At 59.5% G+C, this 18,155-nt stretch carries 22 protein-coding genes; 8 read left to right on the forward strand and 14 right to left on the reverse strand.

All coding sequences use genetic code 11. The annotated features are described in order from the left end of the window. Positions 1 to 39: 39 nt before the first annotated feature. The 6 genes from U5K31_07070 to U5K31_07095 all read right to left on the reverse strand — a co-directional run bounded on the left by U5K31_07070 (position 40) and on the right by U5K31_07095 (position 6,223). Positions 40 to 3,243: a carboxypeptidase regulatory-like domain-containing protein gene (locus tag U5K31_07070; protein ID MDZ7772483.1), complete on the reverse strand. Its 3,204-nt coding sequence runs from the start codon at positions 3,241 to 3,243 to the stop codon at positions 40 to 42. A 289-nt stretch (positions 3,244 to 3,532) separates the two neighbouring features. After that, a complete protein-coding gene (locus tag U5K31_07075; GenBank protein ID MDZ7772484.1) occupies positions 3,533 to 3,739 on the reverse strand; it encodes a hypothetical protein in 207 nt (68 codons plus the stop codon). After that, positions 3,736 to 4,218 (reverse strand): glycosyltransferase, encoded by a 483-nt coding sequence (locus U5K31_07080; protein ID MDZ7772485.1) that lies wholly within the window; start codon positions 4,216 to 4,218, stop codon positions 3,736 to 3,738. Before U5K31_07080 ends, U5K31_07075 begins: the two co-directional genes overlap by 4 nt. Then, positions 4,215 to 4,826: a TIGR04282 family arsenosugar biosynthesis glycosyltransferase gene (locus U5K31_07085; protein ID MDZ7772486.1), complete on the reverse strand. Its 612-nt coding sequence runs from the start codon at positions 4,824 to 4,826 to the stop codon at positions 4,215 to 4,217. The genes U5K31_07080 and U5K31_07085 overlap by 4 nt, the downstream gene beginning before the upstream one ends. Then, positions 4,823 to 5,875, reverse strand: a complete 1,053-nt coding sequence (arsS, locus tag U5K31_07090) for an arsenosugar biosynthesis radical SAM (seleno)protein ArsS (GenBank protein ID MDZ7772487.1) — start codon at positions 5,873 to 5,875, stop codon at positions 4,823 to 4,825. The genes U5K31_07085 and arsS overlap by 4 nt, the downstream gene beginning before the upstream one ends. Before the next feature lie 12 nt (positions 5,876 to 5,887). After that, the gene (locus U5K31_07095; protein ID MDZ7772488.1) at positions 5,888 to 6,223 is read right to left on the reverse strand and encodes an arsenosugar biosynthesis-associated peroxidase-like protein; all 336 of its coding nucleotides are present in this window, start codon (positions 6,221 to 6,223) and stop codon (positions 5,888 to 5,890) included. A gap of 269 nt (positions 6,224 to 6,492) precedes the next feature. Between U5K31_07095 and U5K31_07100 the strand changes: the two genes are divergently transcribed. Continuing rightward, the gene (locus tag U5K31_07100; GenBank protein MDZ7772489.1) at positions 6,493 to 6,957 is read left to right on the forward strand and encodes a hypothetical protein; all 465 of its coding nucleotides are present in this window, start codon (positions 6,493 to 6,495) and stop codon (positions 6,955 to 6,957) included. Here U5K31_07100 and U5K31_07105 read toward each other — a convergent pair. From U5K31_07105 to U5K31_07140, 8 genes are all read right to left on the reverse strand, one after another. Further along, entirely contained in the window at positions 6,954 to 8,669 is a 1,716-nt protein-coding gene (locus U5K31_07105) for a DUF349 domain-containing protein (GenBank protein ID MDZ7772490.1), read from the reverse strand. The two genes, U5K31_07100 and U5K31_07105, sit on opposite strands and share 4 nt — an antisense overlap. Before the next feature lie 182 nt (positions 8,670 to 8,851). Beyond that, a complete protein-coding gene (locus tag U5K31_07110; GenBank protein ID MDZ7772491.1) occupies positions 8,852 to 9,676 on the reverse strand; it encodes a mechanosensitive ion channel in 825 nt (274 codons plus the stop codon). Between the two features lie 110 nt (positions 9,677 to 9,786). Next, a complete protein-coding gene (locus U5K31_07115; GenBank protein ID MDZ7772492.1) occupies positions 9,787 to 10,077 on the reverse strand; it encodes a hypothetical protein in 291 nt (96 codons plus the stop codon). Between the two features lie 28 nt (positions 10,078 to 10,105). Then, the gene (locus U5K31_07120) at positions 10,106 to 10,576 is read right to left on the reverse strand and encodes a Dps family protein (protein MDZ7772493.1); all 471 of its coding nucleotides are present in this window, start codon (positions 10,574 to 10,576) and stop codon (positions 10,106 to 10,108) included. A gap of 280 nt (positions 10,577 to 10,856) precedes the next feature. After that, positions 10,857 to 11,567, reverse strand: a complete 711-nt coding sequence (locus U5K31_07125) for an RluA family pseudouridine synthase (GenBank protein ID MDZ7772494.1) — start codon at positions 11,565 to 11,567, stop codon at positions 10,857 to 10,859. Between the two features lie 29 nt (positions 11,568 to 11,596). Then, positions 11,597 to 11,947: a hypothetical protein gene (locus tag U5K31_07130; GenBank protein MDZ7772495.1), complete on the reverse strand. Its 351-nt coding sequence runs from the start codon at positions 11,945 to 11,947 to the stop codon at positions 11,597 to 11,599. 93 nt (positions 11,948 to 12,040) lie between these two features. Next, positions 12,041 to 13,348: an MATE family efflux transporter gene (locus U5K31_07135; protein ID MDZ7772496.1), complete on the reverse strand. Its 1,308-nt coding sequence runs from the start codon at positions 13,346 to 13,348 to the stop codon at positions 12,041 to 12,043. Positions 13,349 to 13,366: 18 nt separating this feature from the next. Further along, positions 13,367 to 13,855 carry an MgtC/SapB family protein gene (locus tag U5K31_07140; protein ID MDZ7772497.1) on the reverse strand — a complete coding sequence of 163 codons (489 nt, stop codon included), beginning with the start codon at positions 13,853 to 13,855 and terminating at the stop codon, positions 13,367 to 13,369. A 45-nt stretch (positions 13,856 to 13,900) separates the two neighbouring features. On the opposite strand from U5K31_07140, the gene U5K31_07145 reads away from it, so the two are divergent. The 7 genes from U5K31_07145 to U5K31_07175 all read left to right on the forward strand — a co-directional run. After that, positions 13,901 to 14,092, forward strand: coding sequence for a hypothetical protein (locus U5K31_07145; GenBank protein ID MDZ7772498.1), 192 nt, complete (start codon positions 13,901 to 13,903; stop codon positions 14,090 to 14,092). 10 nt (positions 14,093 to 14,102) lie between these two features. Beyond that, positions 14,103 to 14,579, forward strand: a complete 477-nt coding sequence (locus U5K31_07150) for a hypothetical protein (protein MDZ7772499.1) — start codon at positions 14,103 to 14,105, stop codon at positions 14,577 to 14,579. A gap of 8 nt (positions 14,580 to 14,587) precedes the next feature. Further along, the gene (locus tag U5K31_07155; protein ID MDZ7772500.1) at positions 14,588 to 15,448 is read left to right on the forward strand and encodes a hypothetical protein; all 861 of its coding nucleotides are present in this window, start codon (positions 14,588 to 14,590) and stop codon (positions 15,446 to 15,448) included. 108 nt (positions 15,449 to 15,556) lie between these two features. Then, complete coding sequence (gene rsmD, locus U5K31_07160; GenBank protein MDZ7772501.1) at positions 15,557 to 16,102, forward strand: 16S rRNA (guanine(966)-N(2))-methyltransferase RsmD; 546 nt, start codon at positions 15,557 to 15,559, stop codon at positions 16,100 to 16,102. Positions 16,103 to 16,126: 24 nt separating this feature from the next. Further along, on the forward strand, positions 16,127 to 16,624 hold the full coding sequence (gene coaD / locus U5K31_07165; GenBank protein ID MDZ7772502.1) for a pantetheine-phosphate adenylyltransferase: 498 nt from the start codon (positions 16,127 to 16,129) through the stop codon (positions 16,622 to 16,624). Between the two features lie 126 nt (positions 16,625 to 16,750). Beyond that, entirely contained in the window at positions 16,751 to 17,947 is a 1,197-nt protein-coding gene (locus U5K31_07170; GenBank protein ID MDZ7772503.1) for a pyridoxal phosphate-dependent aminotransferase, read from the forward strand. Between the two features lie 28 nt (positions 17,948 to 17,975). Further along, a partial coding sequence (locus U5K31_07175; protein ID MDZ7772504.1) for an FmdB family zinc ribbon protein occupies positions 17,976 to 18,155 on the forward strand: 180 nt, incomplete at its 3' end.

An 18,155-nucleotide genomic window follows, 5' to 3' on the forward strand; every position in this document is an offset into this window, starting at 1 on the left:
TCGAGGCCGCCCGTAAAATCTGCCGGGTACCGCCGGATCCTAGAAGGAGTAGCGGATACCCAGTTGCAGCTGCCAGCGGGAGCTCAGATCGTTGATGCTGTAAAGCTCATCATCGGTGACGTTATCCTCGTCAAAGCTCATGATGGGCTTCCCAAGGTCACCGCCGCCCAGGTTGTACTGCGGATTGTTGTTGATGAAATCCTGGTCGACATATCCCTGGAAAGCGAGCAGCTGGTAGTTGTTGAAGCCGTTGATCGACTTCTGCACGCCCCAGTCGCTGTTCAGCAGGTTGAGCACATTGAAGACACTTGCCGTCAGCTCCACGCTCTGTCCACTGAAAGTCTGGATCTCCTGATTGATGCGGAGGTCCAGGAAGTTCGACCACGGCTCGCGGGCGGTGCCGCGCTCAACGTGGTCGCCCCGGTAGTCGTCCAGGGAGGGATGGTCAGAGATAAAGCTGTCGAAGGCACTCCAGTTGCCGCTGGCCATAACCACCTCGTCGGCGCTGGCCGGTACGTAGATCAGGTCATTGTCAAAACGGCCGTCTCCGTTGGCATCGCCGGAGTAGATCCAGCTGAAGGGCGCGCCTGCGCGACCGTCGTAGACCAGCGAGATGGTGGTCGCAAAGCGGTCAGCCCAGTCGAAGCGGTAGGACAGCTGTCCAAGCACCCGGTGACGGCGCTCAAAATCGGCCGTGCCGAGACCCGGATTGTTCACATCCACGTTCTCGTTGTACTGCCAGTTGGAGATGGCGCGGCTGGACGTACCGTTGTTCACGGTCTCAGCCCGGTTGTAGGTGTAGGCCAGGCTGGCTCTCCAGCCGTTTTCCCACTGTTTCTGTACCTGCCCCGTCAAACTCATCTGGTAGCCCTTGCTGGTATTGTCCAGCACGATGGCGTTGGTAAAATCGTCGCTCACCCGCTCGGGGAAACCGGAGGTGTTTCCAAAGAAGGGACTGAAAACGATGTCGCCGTAAATGGGCCTTCCATACCTGGAGGTTCCCACCTGCTCGATGTTGATGTTCCGGAAGACCACTTCGTTGATCATCTTGGAATAGATGCCTTCGATGGTACCGGTCATGCCCCAGGGCAGGTCCTGGTCAACCGCCAGGTTGAATTTGAGGGACTGTGGATATTTGAAGCCGTCCTCCAGGAGATTGACCTCGGAGGTATTGACGCCAGCGAGGTCGGAACGCTGCTGGTCGGGGTCCGGTTGGAAGGTAAAGTCGTCGGGCAGCTGGCCTCCTGATAGGTCAATACGTCCGTAGTCGGCGCCCGTGTTGCTGTACTGGTTGGAGATCCAGACGAAGGGCGGATTTCCGGAGAAGATGCCGACGCCGCCGCGCACCTGGGTGGTGCGTTCGCCGCCGCTGGCATCCCAGTTGAAGCCCAGTCGCGGTGCCCAGAGCACGTTGCCGCTGGCGATGCGCGTGGTGCTGTAGCCCGAAAAGGCTTCGGGCACCAGGGGATTGTACGTGGGATCGTCCGGCAGAATGGGGATGTCGGCACGCAGGCCCATGGTGAGGGTCAGGTCGTCATTGACCGTCCATTGGTCCTGGGCATACAAGCCCAGCTGGATGCCGGAGAACTTAGCCCGCTCATTGCCCCCCGGCAGCAGGTGGCTGTGGAGGTAGGAGTAGGGATCTCCCTCACGAAAATCTTCGATGCTTCGGAAAGTATAGGTGCCGAAGGCGTCCTGCACGAAGAGGTTGTCAAAGGTGAAGATCTGGTTGCTCGTACCGATGGTCAGCTCGTGGTCACCGATAATCCAGTTCAGGTTGTTGGTGAACTCGATCAGGTCCTGTCCCAGTGCGTTGGCCTGGGAGAAGCGGTCAATACCCATATAAATGCTGGCGAAGTCACCCTGTCCGTCGGGAAGACTTATCTCCACCTCCGGGAAAGGTTCGGCCACCACGTCGCGGGAGTCGCGGATGCGGGTGTAGACCACACGGGCCTCGTTGAACAGGTTGTCGCTGAAATTACTTTGCAGCTGCGCCACAATGGACTGCTGCTCGCTGTTGAAATTGTACTGGCGATTGCTGAAGGAGTATTCGTCGGAACCACGGAAGATGCCCTCCTCGTCCACGGCGTCCACCCAGTTGTAGCGGAGGGTGAACTTGTGGTCGTCGTTGATGTTCCAGTCCAGTTTGGCCAGCAGCTTATTGTTGTCCTGGGCTGTGGTAAAAGGCGAGGAGTAGTCGCCCGGATTGTAGCCGTACTGGTTCTGGGCTATGCTGGCAATCTCGTTGAAGGGGTCGGAGCCCAGGGCGAATTCATTGGCCGCACCGCTGCCGGCAATGCCGGTGGTGATGGGACTGGACTGGCGACGGAACTCCCCGTTCACGAAGAAGAACAGCTCGTCCTCAATGATGGGACCGCCCACGCTCAGGCCGAGATAACTCTCGTCGAAGGAGGGATAGTCAGAGGAGTTTTGTGTTTCGCCGTCGCGGTCAAACTGGTAGTTCCCCACAAAGCTCTCGTTTCGGAGCTGATAGTAGGCGGAGCCGGAGTACTGGTTGGTCCCGCTCTTGGTAATGGCATTCACCTGTCCCCCGGTAAAACCGTTGTTGGTCACGTCAAAAGGGGCAATGTCCACATTGAATTCCTCAATGGCGTCAATACTGATGGGGGAGGAGACACCGGCCTGACTGCCGGGCACGGCCTCACCCAGTCCGAATACGTCATTCAGAGTGGCGCCATCCACCAGAATGTTGTTGTAACGGTCGTTGGCGCCACCGAAGCTGTAACCGCTGCTCACCTGGGGATTCAGTCGCGTAAAGTCCTGCAGCGACCGTGAAATAGTGGGGGTTGTTTCGATCTCCTGGCGGGAGATGTTGGTGCTTGCACCGGTTCGATTTGCATTAAAGACCGGGTCCGCATCGGCCGTAACGGCAATCTGGTCCAGGCTCAGGGAACCCTCCTCCATCTCAAAATTCAGCTCAACGGTCTCGTTCAGCGAGATGTTCTCGATCTCCTTCCGCTGGGGATTGTATCCCACGAAGGTCACCCTGACCTCGTATGGTCCGCCGACGCGAACGTTCTTGATGGTGTAGCGTCCGTCGATGCGGGTCGCGGTTCCGAAGCGCGTGCCGGTAGGCTGGTGGATAGCCACGACATTGGCACTCGGCAGCGGTTCACCCTGTGCGTCCCATACGATCCCTTCGATGGTACCGGACGTTGTTCCTTGGGCAAACACACCTATTGGGAGCAGTATGGCTGCCAACAGTATGATGTATCTATTCATAATCAATTGATGGATTCTTTTGATTGAAGTTGGATTGACGCTGACTGCGCCTTTATCTGGCTGGATTAAGATAAGGACCAGCAAATTACCAAAACATTAAGTCTTGGCCTCTCATGTTATCAAATTGGAAAATAATGGCAGGCCCTCAGTAACGAAATTTTAATATTTGCCCTCACAGAGCCTGCTAAGGGGAGGGGCTCCCCGAGGGCCCCGGATTGTGCCGGAAAAAGGCTCGGCTGGGTGTGTGCGTGGCTGTGCGAGAGCGGCCGGGGTGACGAAGCCGCAGACCTCACCGCACCCATTGCCGGTACCACGCAGCCAGCTGCCGCTGGGGAAGGCCCAGGTGGTAGCAGACCCAGATCCAGGTAAAGATCAGCTGCAGCCGCAGCACTCCGTTGCGGATGTACGAGCGGGAGGAGGTGACCACGGCGCGATCAAGCAGGGCGAAGGGCGCCGATCCCTTCAGCCGGCGCACCATTTCGTTGTCCTCCATCACCGATAGTGGTCCTCCCGGAAGCCACCGCTCCTGTTAAAGAGTCGATGTGTTACGTAGAGGCTCTGGTCACCGAAGCGGAAGGCGTCCACATCGAAGCGTGTGAACCAGGCATAAATCTCCAGCAGGGGGTGTGAAGGCCGGAAGGAGAGACGGAAGCAACCCGCGGAGCACCCACTCGCCAGTGCGGATGCGATTTGCCGGTCGAAGCCTTCCGGGGGAAGGGTGTCGGCATGCAGGAAGTAGAGGACCTCACCTTCGGCGGTGCTCGCGCCTGCGTTCATCTGCCTCGCACGTCCTCGAGGGGCCTGAATCACCCGGCCGGCGCCCGCCTCGAGAGCCTCCCTCACCGTACCGTCCGAACTGCCCCCGTCGGCCACCACGATCTCGGGCGCCTCCGTCGCACGCTCCAGTACCGCGCGTACGGTTGGGCCGATCACTCCCTCCTCGTCCAGGACCGGTATAACCACGCTCAACTTCACGACAGATAATCGTGCCTGCGACGGGCCCGCTGCCAGTTCTCGGCCGTATCCACATCGCCCAACTCCTCCAGGCGACGGGTCCGCAGTCCCAGGCTTTCAGCTTTTTGGAGGGTGCGCGCGAGCACGTCGGACGTGCTCCATGGGATACCACGAAACAGCTCCGGATGCCAGGCCCGTGCACCGACCAGCCAGTAGCCGCCATCGGAGGCGGGTCCCAGCACCAGGTCGTGCCGCTCCAGGGCTTCGAAAGCGCGGCGAAGGTGATCGGCACGCAGGTCTGCACAGTCGCTGCCGATAAGCAGCGCCTGCCGGGGGCCCTCCTCCTCCGCCATGCGGAACGCGTGACTCATGCGCGCGCCCAGGTCGCCTTCTGGCTGAACACGGCACTCAAAGTGGGGCGGACCCCAGGGGCTTTCCTCCCCGAGGTCCCCGTCAAACCAGGCCTGCCGCCGTACCGGTACCTCCAGGCAAACCTCCCGGGTACGCGCCAGCAGCCGGCGATAAATCTCTACGGCCTTCTTCTCGCCCACCTCCTCCGCCAGGCGCGTCTTCACGCGTCCGGCCTCGGGACGTTTGGCGAAAACCATCAGCAGACGCTCCTCCCTCATGCGACCTCCCCTCCGCAGGAGCTCCCTGCCCCGGCGGTGCAGCCGTAACAGTGCCGGTCGGTGCGAATGGCGCGGGCGTTGAGCGCTTGCTCGTCCCACCCGGAAATATGCCGGGGGGCACCCTCTTCCACCTTCATCTCCAGCATCTGGTTGAAATCGCAGTCGTGGAGGTAGCCCTCCCAGGATACCGATATGGTGTTGCGGCACATCACTCCGCGCGCGGCGGCCGGGTTGAAGGCGGCCACCAGCTTTTCCATGTAGTCGTCCAGGTTGCCGCTCTCCAGAAGGAATTTCAGGTAGCGGCTGATGGGCAGGTTGGTAATAGTAAAGAGGTTGTTGAAGGTGATATCATGTTTGGTCTTCAGCCTCTCACGAAACTCCCGCTCCAGGCCTTCCTGGGAGCCCGGCAGGAAAGCTCCCGCAGGGTTGTATACCAGGTTGAGTTCCAGTCCGCTTCCCTCCACGCCGTAGCCTATTTCGTTCAGGTGCTTGAGGGCCTCCACCGAGCGGACGTAGGTGCCCTCGCCCCGCTGGCGGTCGGTATGCTCGCGGTTGTAAAAAGGCAGCGAGCAGGTTACCTCCACCCCGTGACGGGCGAAGAACTCCGGCAGGGATCGGTACTTTGGGGCGGTGGTAAGGATGGTGAGGTTCGAGCGCACAATGACGTGGCGGTCCATGCCGGCGAGTTCTTCCACAAACCAGCGGAATCGGGGATGCATTTCAGGGGCGCCCCCGGTCAGGTCAACCGTCGATATGTCCGAACCCTCCAGGGCCTGAAGGCACTGGTCCATCACGGCGCGCGGCATCACCTCCTCACGGTCGGGTCCGGCATCCACGTGGCAGTGCTTGCAGGTCATGTTGCACATGTAGCCCAGGTTAACCTGAAAGATCTCGATACCGGTGGGACGCAGGGGGTGCTCTCCCAGGTCGCGCAGCTTCTCTTCGAAGTCGGGCAGCTTCCGCAAGCGCTCGCTGTGCCCGTTGAGCACCTCGAGCTGGACCGCGGGATCGGAGAGTTCGTGTTCGGATACCTTGAGAGAATGTACCATGGATCTACGGGACTACATGCGCATTTTCTTGGTCTTGTTCATCATCTGCACCCCGTGCACCAGCGAGGCTCCGCCCCGGATGGCGGCAGCCACATGCACGGCCTCCATCATCTGCTCTTCCGTGGCCCCTTTCTTGAGGCTCTCATCGGTATAGGCGTCGATGCAGTAGGGGCACTGCACGGTGTGGGAGACCGCCAGGGCGATGAGCGCCTTTTCGCGTTCGGTGAGGGCGCCCTCCTCGAACACGGCCCCGTAGTAGTCGAAAAACTTCTCGCCGAGCTCCTCCTGGAATTCGGTGACGTCCTCAAATTTCTTCAGGTCTTCGGGTCGGTAGTAGCTCTGGTCCATGGCCTCGGTGTTTGAATTGGGGTTGGATTTATACGTTGGGTTTATACGGCGGACGTCCCGCGGGAACTCGCCGTTTACCGCAGGGGGTGATATCCAAATATGAGAACGATATGCCCGGGCGGATCATGCCCGGCGGAACAGAATACGAAACGGACGACGCACGGCAAAACGACCGGAACTTCTGTCTTTTCCCTCCCTATAAGGACTATGTGCCGCGGGAGGTTCTTACCCGAGCATGGACAAACCCTGATAAAACCCTGTACAACAACATGAAAAAGGTACTAAGCGCAACTCTTCTTTCCCTCATCCTGGCCGCGGGAGCCGGCAGCCTCCACGCACAGCAGGCCGGCGAAGGACTTGGCATCGGCGTAATGGTGGGCGAACCCACCGGCCTGAGTTTCAAAAGCTGGACCGGCGGCGGCAACGCCTTCGACCTGGGCGTGGCCTGGTCGGTGGGTCCATACGACGCCCTCCACCTGCATGCGGACTACCTCTGGCACAGCGACTTCGGCGACGTGGACGAGGGCGCGCTGATGTTGTACGTGGGACTGGGCGGCCGGATGATTTTTGCCGACGATGACGCGAGGGTGGGTCTTCGCGTGCCCCTGGGTATCACCTATCTCTTCGAGGGGGCGCCCCTTGACCTGTTCCTGGAGGTGGCGCCCGTCATGAACCTGGTGCCTGGCACCGATTTAGACATGACGGGAACTGCGGGCGTGCGCATCTACCTCTAGTCGTCCTCCCCGATCTCCTCCATGCGGCCGGCGAGCTCGTCCATGCGGTCCCGCTTGGTTTCCAGCTTACGCTCGGCCTTGTCGATCTTCTCCTGGATCTCCTTCATCAGGGGATTGTCGTCGTCGGAGGAGGTGAAGTAGGTCTTTTTTTCCTTGATCTGGAGCACCTTGTCCTCCAGGCGGCGCACCTCCCCCTTCATCTTTTTGAATTCCTTTCGCAGATCCTGGATCTGTGACCGCTCTTTGGGGTCGAGATCCGCCTTGGCCAGTTCCTGGTCGAATTTATCGCCCGACTTGGCGGCGCGGAAACGCTCGTAAATCACGTCGCAGGCCTCGCGGTACTTCTTCCAGATCTTGTTTTTCTTCTTGATGGGTACGTAGCCCGCCTCCTTGAATTTCTCCTGCAGGGGCTTGGCCTGGTTGACGGCCTCGATGGGATCGTCGTGCCTGCCCAGCTCCTGCAGCTTCTGCAGGATCTCCTTCTTTTCCTCAAGGTTGTCCCTGCGCTCCTCCTTGACCTCCTTGAAATGGGCGCGGCGGCGGTCATAGAAGACGTCCATGGCCCCCTTGAACTTTTTCCAGATCTTGTTGGATTTCTTGCGGGGTACGGGACCGATGGCCTTCCAGCGGTCCATGAGCTGCTGCATCTTGCTGTGGCCTTCGTCCCACTCGTTGGTGTCCTTGATGGCCTCCGCCTGTTCGATCAGCTCAAGTTTCTGCTCGAAGTGCTTCTCCTCCTGTTCGCGGAGCTGGTCCATGTTGTCCGACTTGCGGTCATTGAAGGCGTCGCTGGCTGACTTGAAGCGGGCCCACAGCTCGTCTTCCTGCCGCTGGGGCAGGTTGCCGATTTTTTTCCAGCGCCGATGCAGGCGGTTGATCTTCTGGGCCGCCTTGGCCAGGTCGTCAGCCTCCAGCAGGGCCTCCGCCTCCCTGATGACCTGCTCCTTCTTGCCGTAGAATTTGTCGACCTTCTCGCGGTGTTTGGGATTGTGCTCGTAGATGAGATCGTAATAGTCATCCTGGGCCGCCTTGTAGCGTCCCCACACCTCGTCGGCCTTCTCGCCGGGCACCCTGCCGATCTTCTTCCACTGGTTGGTCAGGTCGTCAAACTTCCGGTCGACCTGCTTCCAGTTTTCCGTCTCCGCGTCGATGGAGCCGGCCACCCGCTCCATCTTGTCGAGCACGCTCAGCTTCAGCATCAGGTTGTCCTCCTCCTTCTGGCGCTGCTCCACAAGGCGGTCCACCTTGTGGTCGTTGAATTCATTCACCAGCTTTGAAAACCTTTTTTCCAACTCATCCTCGGAGGCGTCCTTGGGGAGGCGGCCGGTGGAACTCCACTCGCCGCGGATCTTCTTGACCTTACCGGTGGCGGACCAGTTCTTAGCGTCTACGATCTCCTGCAGATCGTCCAGGAGTTTGTTCTTGCGATCCAGATTTTCGCGCTTCTGCTCCTTCTGCCTGCGGTAGTGCTCTTTCTTGCGCTCCTCGAATTGTTCGGTGGCCTCCACCACGCGCCGGTACAGCTCTTCGCGCGCTTCTTCCTCCTCCACCCCGGGTCCCTCCTCCCATTGCCGGGAGACGTTGTCCAGCTCCATGCTTACATAGGGCCAGTCGGATTGCGACGCCAGCGATTCGGCCTTGTCGGCCAGATCGCGGTAGTATTCCAGGCCTTTATGCTCCTGCGAATCGGTGGTGGGTTTCTCTTCGTCCATAATGCTGCTCGCAATACCTGGTTAGGCTGCCCGTGGCTGTGCTGGAATACGGCAGGAGGTACATGCCGCACCTTATCCAGTTTAGCCAAGATAATAGTTCCAAGCAACTTAATACAAGGCCGCAACTCCGTGCCCGCCGGAGGAAGGGGGAAGGTGACGTGGACAGGCAGACGGCCTGCGCGCTATTCACCCTCGCGGAACAGGTGGACGTCGCGCTGGGGATAGGGAAAGGAGATTCCTTCGGCGTCGAAACGCTGCTTGAAGGCCTTGATGAGATCGTAGCGCAGCGGCCAGAGATCGGGAGTGCGGGTCCACGGGCGCACGCGAAGAACCACGGCGTTATCGCCCAGTGCGCCCACTGCAATGAGGGGTTCGGGCTCGTCGAGCACACGCTCCTCGCCGGCAAGCACCTCGCCGATAATGCGCATGGCCTTGTCAATGTCGTCGTCGTAGCCTATGCCGATCTCGAGGTCGCAGCGCCGCGTGTCGCGGCCTGTCATATTGATGATTTCGCTGCCCCAAATGCGAGAGTTGGGCACGGTGATCTCCTTGTTGTCAAAGCTGTGCATGCGGGTGACAAAAAGACCGATCTCATCGACCACTCCCGATGTGCCCCCGATCTCCACGGCGTCCCCCGTGCTGAAGGGGCGCAGAGAAAGCAGCATCATGCCCGAAGCGATGTTGCTGAGGGTGCCCTGCAGGGCCAGTCCAATGGCCAGTCCAATGGTACCCAACACGGCAATCAGGCTGGCAGTTTCCACCCCGAACTGGCCCAGCACCGCCAGCACGGTGACGGCCAGCACTGCAATGCGGGTAATCTTACCCAGCAGGGGCCCCACGGTTTCGTCGATCTTGCCGGAGCTTTCGCTCATGGTTATCACGCGCCGGCCCGCCCATTTGGAGGCCAGCCATCCCACGATCAGTATGGCGACTGCGCCGATGACTTGCATGCCGTAAAAGACCAGGTTTTCGGCTACGAAGCTGGACAGGGCGTCTACGTTTTCCATGCGTGGGAGGATGTGGGAATGATAAAGGGCCTCAACTTACGAAAAAAGGCAGTATTCCGCCTCACCGCATGGGCGCGGGACGCGGAATATGCCTTGTGGGATGGATAGGGTCAGCTCTTCAGGATGGAGCGTACCTCGGAGATGCCGGTTTTAAGGTCGTTCCAGAGCTCTTCGGCGTCGTCCCTGATCTGGTCGAAGGATTCGTCGCCCGCTTCCCGGATCTTCTCCAGCTTGGACTTCAGCCGGGAGCGTTTCTCACGCAGTTGTTTCATGCGTTCCTCGAACTTCTGTTTCAGTTCGCCCGACTCCTTTCCGGCGCGTTCCTGCAATTCGTCAATCTGCTCGTTCCAGGTGCGGAGCTTCGTTTCCAGTTTGTCGATGTACTCCTCTCGTGATGCCATAACGTTCAGTTGTGTTAGGATTTCGGTCTTATTCTTCCAGGTGACTGCGGAGCATCCAGGCGGCCTTGGAATGCACGTGCAGGCGCTGCGTAATCAGGTCCACCGTCGCTTCGTCGTCCGCCTCATAGGCCGGTTTGAGCGCCTCGCGCGCAGTTCGTAGGACCTGCTCGTTGGCCACCGCCAACCGTCGCACCATTTCGAGAGCCTGCGGCTTCTCGGTATCCTCCTTGATGGAGGTCAGTTCGCTGAACTCCTTGAAGGAGCCCGGGGACTTGTGTCCCAGCGCGCGGATGCGTTCGGCGATCTCGTCGACCGCTTCGGCCAGATCGGTGTACTGATGTTCGAACTGTTCGTGCAGGGAATGAAACAGCTCCCCGGTCACGTTCCAGTGGTAATTGTGCGTCTTCAGGTAAAGCATGTAGGAATCGGCCAGCAGCCGCGAGAGTTCACCCGCGATGGCCTTGCGATGCTCCTTGCTGATGCCAATGTTGATATCCATATCTATTACTCCGTCCTTGTTTACTGCAGCCATAGTGCTCTGACCCGCAGGTTTAATTCAGGTTGATTCGCTTTTCGGTTTCCGCGCACCACTCCGAATCGTTGCGCATCTCGGAGATGAGTTCACAGAAGAAATTCTTTACCTCCTTGATCATGAATGCCTCTTTGAGGGATAATTCCATAGTGTATCATCACTACATTTTTAGCCGGAAAAACATTCCTTGTTCCCCATAGAATGTTCCTATGCGGGTCATAGAATAAAGGGTAGGCCGGCGCTCCTGCTAGGCCCCGCTCTCCATCTCTTTTTTCCAGCGGAAGTGGTCGATAAGGCGCATCATGTCGGGGGGTACTTTGGCCTCGAAACGCACCTCGCGTCCACCGCGCGGATGTTCGAAAGCCAGGCGCCAGGCATGAAGGGCCTGCCGGTTGATCAGGGGTTCCTCCTCTTCCTCCGGGGCGTAATGCTGGTCGCCCACCAGCTGGTGACCCGCCTCGTTAAACTGCACGCGGATCTGGTTTTTGAGTCCCGTGTCGAGCTTCACCTCCACGAGGGTGGTTTTGTGCAGGTACTCGCGGACGGACCAGCTCAGGCGGGCGGGGGTGGCGTCCTCCTCCTCCGGATCCACCACCACATTGCGGAAACCCTCGCTAATCAGCTTCAGATGGTGAAAAAGCTCGCCCTCTTCCGGCTCCACACGCCCCCTGACCAGGGCCAGGTAGCGGCGGTCGGGTTCGTGGTTCTTGAACTGTTCGAAGAGGTGGTCGTAGGACTTCTTGTTCTTGGCGAAGACCATCAATCCGCTGGTGTAGCGGTCAATGCGGTGCACCGAACCCACGCGCACTCCATGCTTGCCCAGGTGACGGGCCACCAGGTCGAAGAGGTTCTTGGCCTTGCTGTTGGGAATGGGAACGGCCAGCAGGCCCGCGGGCTTGTCGACCACGAACAGGTCGCGGTCTTCGTGCACAATATAGAAATCGCGCTTTCCAGCCACGTCTTCAGATTCCGCTCTTTACGCCGGCGTCAGGATTCCACGCCATGGACCTCTTTGAGGATTCCCTGGGCGTCGGCATCGTTGTCCTGCATGACCCGGTGCTGCAGGTTGGTCACAATTTCCTCCCGTGCCTTCTCGAAGGCCTCCTCCCGGGCCTCCTCGCGCGTTCCGGTGCGGATCAGGTCGTAGATGTCGTCCGCCCGCACGATGCTGTAGAGATCGTCGTCGTTGAATGCGTGGGAGCGCTTCTCCTCGTACAACTTGAAGAGCGCGGGGAACTGTTCGCTGTCATCGGCGCGGTCGATAATGTCGACGTCAGAGGGACCCTCGGCGCTGAGGGGGGTCTTGCAGAGATAGAAAAATTTTTGCTTGTAAATCATAATGCCTGGAAATGGTGTTACCGTTTGGGGGCGGCCGACCTCGCGGCGAAACCCTGCTCGAATATAACCAACTATTCCCGATTTTCGAACGGCTCAGGAGGAGCCCATCACGCCCGGGATGTGCCGGCGCGCATACCAGGTGAGGGTGGCGCCGCGCCCCACCATGAAGACCACCATGGCCAGCCAGATAGCGTGGTGGCCCAGCCAGCCCAGCGAGGCGTAGAAGGCCGGCAGAAAAAGCAGGAGGGTGGCCAGGAGCATGGAGTCGCGCATGGGTCCCGTAGCGGTGGCTCCTATAAAAATGCCGTCCCAGATATAGCAGAAGGAGCTGACCGTGGGACCCACAATAGTCCACCCGTAAACGGCCAGGGCGGCCGCGATCACAGGCTCCTGGTCGGTGAACAGGGAGAGAATGGGGCGGTCAAGCAGCCCGTAGACCGCCGACGCAGTCACCCCCATGCCGATGCCCCAGAGGAAACACCAGCGCACCGCCTTCACGAGTTTGTCGCGCTCCCCGGAGCCCGTGTATCGTCCCACCAGGCTTTCGGCGGCAAAGGCGAAGCCGTCGATGCCGTAGGCAACGATCATCCACATCTGCAACAGGATGGAGTTGGCGGCCAGGACGGTGTCGCCGAAACCGGCCGATTTCGCGGTAAAGAAGGTGAAGGTAAAGATCAGGCAGAGGGTGCGGATAAAGATGTCCCTGTTGACGGAGAAGAAACGCACCAGGGCTTTCAGCTCCCAGAGCCTGTCGTGTGCGTAGGAAGCCAGCCATTCCCGGTATTTCCAGGCAAGCAGCCCCACCGCCAGCACAAGGCCGAAGTAGCGGGCGATGAGGGTGCCGAGGGCCACCCCGTCGACGTGCATGCCCATGCCATAGACAAAAAGCACATCCAGTACGATATTCAGCGCGTTTAGGACGATGGTGACGATCATGGGGTAGCGAGCGTTCTGCATTCCGAGGAACCACCCGTTGATCGCATAGAGGCTGAGGGTGGCGGGAGCTGACCAGATTCGGATGCTGAAGTAGATCCGCGTGTAGCGCTGAACCTCGGAGGAGGCATCGATAAAGTAGAGGCCCAGCTCCAGGATCCAGACTTGCAGGAGCAGGATGATCAGACTGAGGACGCCCGCCACGGCCAGGGCGCGGGCCAGGGTGAGCACGCTTTCGGTGCGGTCGTCCTGGCCAAAGGCCTGGGCGGTGATGCCGGTGGTTCCCATCCGCAGGAAACCAAAACCCCAGAAGATGAAATTGAAAATCATCCCTCCCACCGCAATGGCCCCCAGGTACCATACATTCTCCAGGTGCCCCACCAGCGCCGTGTCCACCGCACCGAGCAGGGGTACCGACAGATTGCTGATGATGTTCGGCAGGGCGAGCCGTAGGACGTTTCGGTTCACGTGGGAAAGGTGTGGGGATCAGCGCTGGTTCGGGTTGGCGTCCTGACGCCGGTCGCGGAATCGCGTAATCCGGCGCTCGACCAGCCCCAGGCCTAATAAAATAAGAATCACCAGCAGGGTCAAAACGGCCGCCATCTCAATCTGCTCAAGGGCCACGGTGATGCCGATGGCCGCGGCGAAGAGAATGGAGGCAGCCGTGGTAAGTCCCTCTACGCTCTCCTCGCGGTTGCGGAAAATGATGGTGCCGGCTCCCAGGAAGCTGATACCGGTAATGATGGCCTCCATAATGCGTATGGGATCGGCCATGACGGCGTCCACCATCGGACTGCCGCTGTACTGGCGGATCATGAAATCCCCCAGTATGACCAGCAGTGTGGAGGCCCCCGCCACCAGCATGTGGGTTCGAAGGCCTGCAGGTTTATCGGCGAACTCCCGCTCCAGTCCAATAAGTCCGCCTAGCAGAATGGAACAGGCCACCAGCAGAATTTTTGAGATGTGAATGTCCATGGTCTTTCCTTTGATTTGTTTGAAGATAAACGGGTCACATATCGCGTGACCAACGAAGATAAAGCATTTAGAGCCCCTTCGAGAGAAGGTGTTCCTTCACCAACCGGATTCGCTTCGAAGGGAGCAGATATTAAAGTTTGTTTGCCAGAGCGCCATTTCCGGGCGATAGTTGCATATCAATACTTCGCCAACTATTTTCAAGTCCGTTTTTCCGCTGAACATTATCTAAATAGTTAATACGCACAAGATGAATGTCGATAAAAGAAATCAAATCCTAAGTATTGTCCTGGCCGTCGTGATCGTGGGATTGGGCTACTATTTATACCGATCCATCAACGACCCGTACCAGGAGGTCCTTGAGCAAGAGCAGATGACCGAACAGGTACGGCACCGCATGAGCCTGGTTCGCGACGCCCTCCGCGAGTACGAACAGTCGGTGGGCAACTTCCCGCCCACCGAAGGGGGACTTGACACCCTCGTGCAGTGGGTCATGACCGATTCGCTCATCTCCCGCCAGGCCGACTCTCTTTTCGCCTTCATGCCGCCAAGCAGCTACAGCCCCGATTCGCTGATCATCTCCCCGCGTCCCCCGCACAATCGTTTCGAGTACACGCTGAACGACACCCTGCGGCCGCAGATTTACCTGCTGGAAGATCCCGATTCGGAAGATAATATCGGCGACCTGACCAACACCACCGAACTCAACGCAGCCAGCTGGGAATAAGAGGTGGTATGGCGGACACACATCCCGGGCTGGGTCTTTGTTTCTTCGGCAATCAGCTTTTTTATGCCGTCAACACCCCCGGGAGCAGCAATCGACTCTCCCGTATCGGATGCGTGGACTTCAACTTTAACGTTCCCGAGGCCCTGCTGACGGGCCGCGAGGATCACTTTCCCGGCATCCAGCAGGCAGTGGAGAAGCTCAAGGAGCGCTTCGGTATCCGCCATATTCGCATACTCTCCTTTCCCACCGGCGAATGCTGGTCCATCTTTCCCAAGGTGGTCTACGACGAAGCGGACGAGCGTGAGGCGCACCTGAAGATCCTCATGAGCGGCACCGACCGCCAAAGGATCCAGCCCACCTGGTACAACCTGAGCAACCCCGACTACAAACTGCTCATGCTGCGCGACACCGGCGCCCTCGGAGGACTCCCAAAAATCGCCCCCAGCGCCTCTACGGTCGACCTGGTAAGCGAATTTGAAATCGGCCAGCGATGGATCAGCCACGCCGATCCCGGCGGCTCCTTCATGACCGTTTGCTGCTTCGGGGAGTGCATTTCCGTGAGCTCTTTCATCCTGGGAAAACTTCGGGGAACCACCTTTATCGAATTCGACGAAGTTGACGACCTTCCCTACCTCTGGCTGCACCACGCCTCCGAACAGAAATGGATGCAGGGTCTTCACGACCACGTCTACGTCTACGGGCAGCAAGCCCACCGCTTCATCGACGTGTTGCGTCCCTTCTGGGACGACGCCGGCTCCGTGCAGAAGATGAACTCCCTGGAGGCCATTCGCATCGAGGCCGACGAGCGCACCTACGGCTTTGACCTGGAAATGGCTTTCCCCGCCATCCTTCTTTCGCTTCAAGTCTAATTAAAGTCGGAAAGTCTAATAAGTCTAGAAGTCAGAAAGTCGGGAGGCGGAAGGGGGTCTGTTTTTTTCTTATTATTTACCTCACGCCAACGAAGTTGACTCTCTGCCATGCGCATTATCACCGGTACCCTGAAAGGCCGGCAAATCCGCATTCCCAAAACCCTGGACGTGCGGCCAACCACCGACCGCGTCAAGGAGGGCATGTTCTCCGTCATCGATGCGCGCAAGTTTCTGGCGGGGGCACGGGTGACCGATCTCTTTGCAGGTTCCGGGGGTCTGGGATTCGAGGCCCTCTCGCGGGGCGCGGAGCATGTGCTCTTCGTGGAGCAGGACGCCCGCAACACCTCCCACATCGAAGAACTCGCAGAGGAGTTCGGCGTAGCCGATCGCTGCCGAACCGCCATCACCCGGGTCGAAGACTTCCTGGAGGGCCCTACCCTGCCCGCCGACTTCGTATTATGCGACCCCCCCTACGAATATCCACACATGGAAGAGATGGTGGACCGCATCCTGGAAGTGGGATGGCTGCATCCTGGCGGGTGGCTCGTCCTGGAGCACGACAGCCGGCACGACTTCCGCGAACATCCCCGCCTGCTGCAGCAGAAGGAGTATGGCCGCACCTACGTCTGTTTCTTCGAGGCGGCCGAAGCATAACCCAAAACCAACCGACACCCGCGCATGGATACGCTCGCCCTCTACCCCGGTTCCTTCGATCCCATCACCTACGGACACCTCGACATCCTTGAGCGGGCCACCAAGCTGTTCGACCGTATCGTGGTAACCATTGCGGTGAATAACCGCAAGGAAGGGGTCTTCTCGGGCGACGAGCGCGAGGAGATGATCCGCCGTTGCCTGGAAAACTCGTCCTGGGCCGAACAGGTGGAGGTGCAGCAGTTTACCGGGCTGCTCGTCGACTTCGCCAAATCGCGCGACGCCACCACCCTGGTGCGGGGCGTGCGGCAGGTGTCGGATTTCGAATACGAGTTCCGCATGGCCCTCACAAACCGACGGCTGGCCCCCGAAGTGGACACCGTATTCCTGATGCCCAATGAACAGCTTACCTTCATCTCCGCCTCCCTGGTCCGCGAAATAGCTTACTGGGACGGCGACCTGAGTTCCTTCGTGCCCGCACATGTGGCCCGCGCTCTTCGCGAGAAGTATCGGGATCTCCGGTAGCTGCGCCGCCAACCGGTCCCGTCCCCGCGGTTAATCCCCCTGCCGCCACACCCTGCAGGACTTAGATAAGAAAGTCTTTTTTTCTATTTTCCTTCTCGCAAACATCCGCACCGCAACCCCGCCGAAATGATCTCCACTCGCGCCCGCGCCGTCTCCCCTTCGGAGACTCTGCAGATTTCCGCCAAGGCCAAGGAACTCCAGCGGCAGGGTCGCTCGGTCATTTCGCTGAGTGCCGGCGAACCCGACTTCAAGACACCTGACCACATCTGCCGGGCCGCCATCGAGGCCATCGAGGCGGGCTTCCACGGCTACACCATGAATACGGGCACCCCCGGCCTGCGGGAGGCCATTTGCGACAAGCTGAAACGTGACAACGGGCTGGACTATGTCCCCTCCCAGGTGGTCTGCACAAACGGGGCCAAGCAGGCCCTCGGCTTCTCTCTCCTGGCACTCCTTGACGAGGGCGACGAGGTAATTATTCCCGCCCCCTACTGGGTTTCCTACCCTGAAATGGTCAGGATCGCGGGAGGAACGCCGGTCACCGTGCGCACCGACTTTGGGAACAGCTACAGGATGCGCCCCTCCCAGCTGGAGAAGGCTCTCACCCCGCGCACCAAGGCGGTAATGCTCTGCTCACCCTCCAATCCCACCGGCACCTGCTACAGTCCGGCGGAGCTGGCGGAGCTGGCGGAGGTGCTCGAGAAGCGCCCAGGAATCTGCGTGATATCCGACGAGATTTACGAATACATCCGATTCGATGGGCAGCACACCGGGATCCTGCAGGTCGCCCCCGGCCTCTATGGACGCACCGTGGTGATCAACGGATTCTCCAAAGGCTTCGCCATGACCGGCTGGAGGCTCGGCTGGCTGGCTGCCCCGCAGGAGATCGCCGACGCCGTGGCCCGCATTCAGAGCCAGGAGACCTCCGCCCCTTCATCCATCTCCCAGAAAGCCGGGGAGGCCGCCTACCGGGGCAATCTCTCCGCCGTACACACCATGCGAGACCACTTCCGCGACCGCAGGGACTACCTGTTCGAGGCGCTCTCTTCGATGGAAGGGCTGAAATGCTTCAAGCCGCAAGGCGCCTTCTACCTCTTTCCTGACATTTCGGCCTACCTGGGACGCCGCGCGCCCGATGGCACGGAAATTGCCGACAGTACTGCCCTGTGCATGTACCTCCTGGAGGCGCACGGGCTGGCCGCCGTGCCAGGCGACGCCTTCGGCGAACCGGCCGGCATGCGGTTGAGCTACGCCGCATCCATGGAGGAACTCAAAGAGGGGGTCAAACGGCTGAAGGAGGGTCTGTCCTCCCTGCAGCCCTGACGCCAGAACCACCGAACATACCTATACCATGCCTACATACGAATACAAGCGAGAAGACGGTACCCGATTCGAGATCCAGCAAAGCATCAACGACAATCCCCTGAAGACCTGCCCCGATACCGGACAGAAGGTCACCCGCATTATTTCCGGCGGCGGGGGTGTGGTCTACAAGGGTGACGGCTGGTACGTGACCGACTACAAGAACAAG

Source organism: Balneolaceae bacterium (assembly GCA_034521445.1).
Lineage (GTDB): Bacteria > Bacteroidota > Rhodothermia > Balneolales > Balneolaceae > JAXHMM01.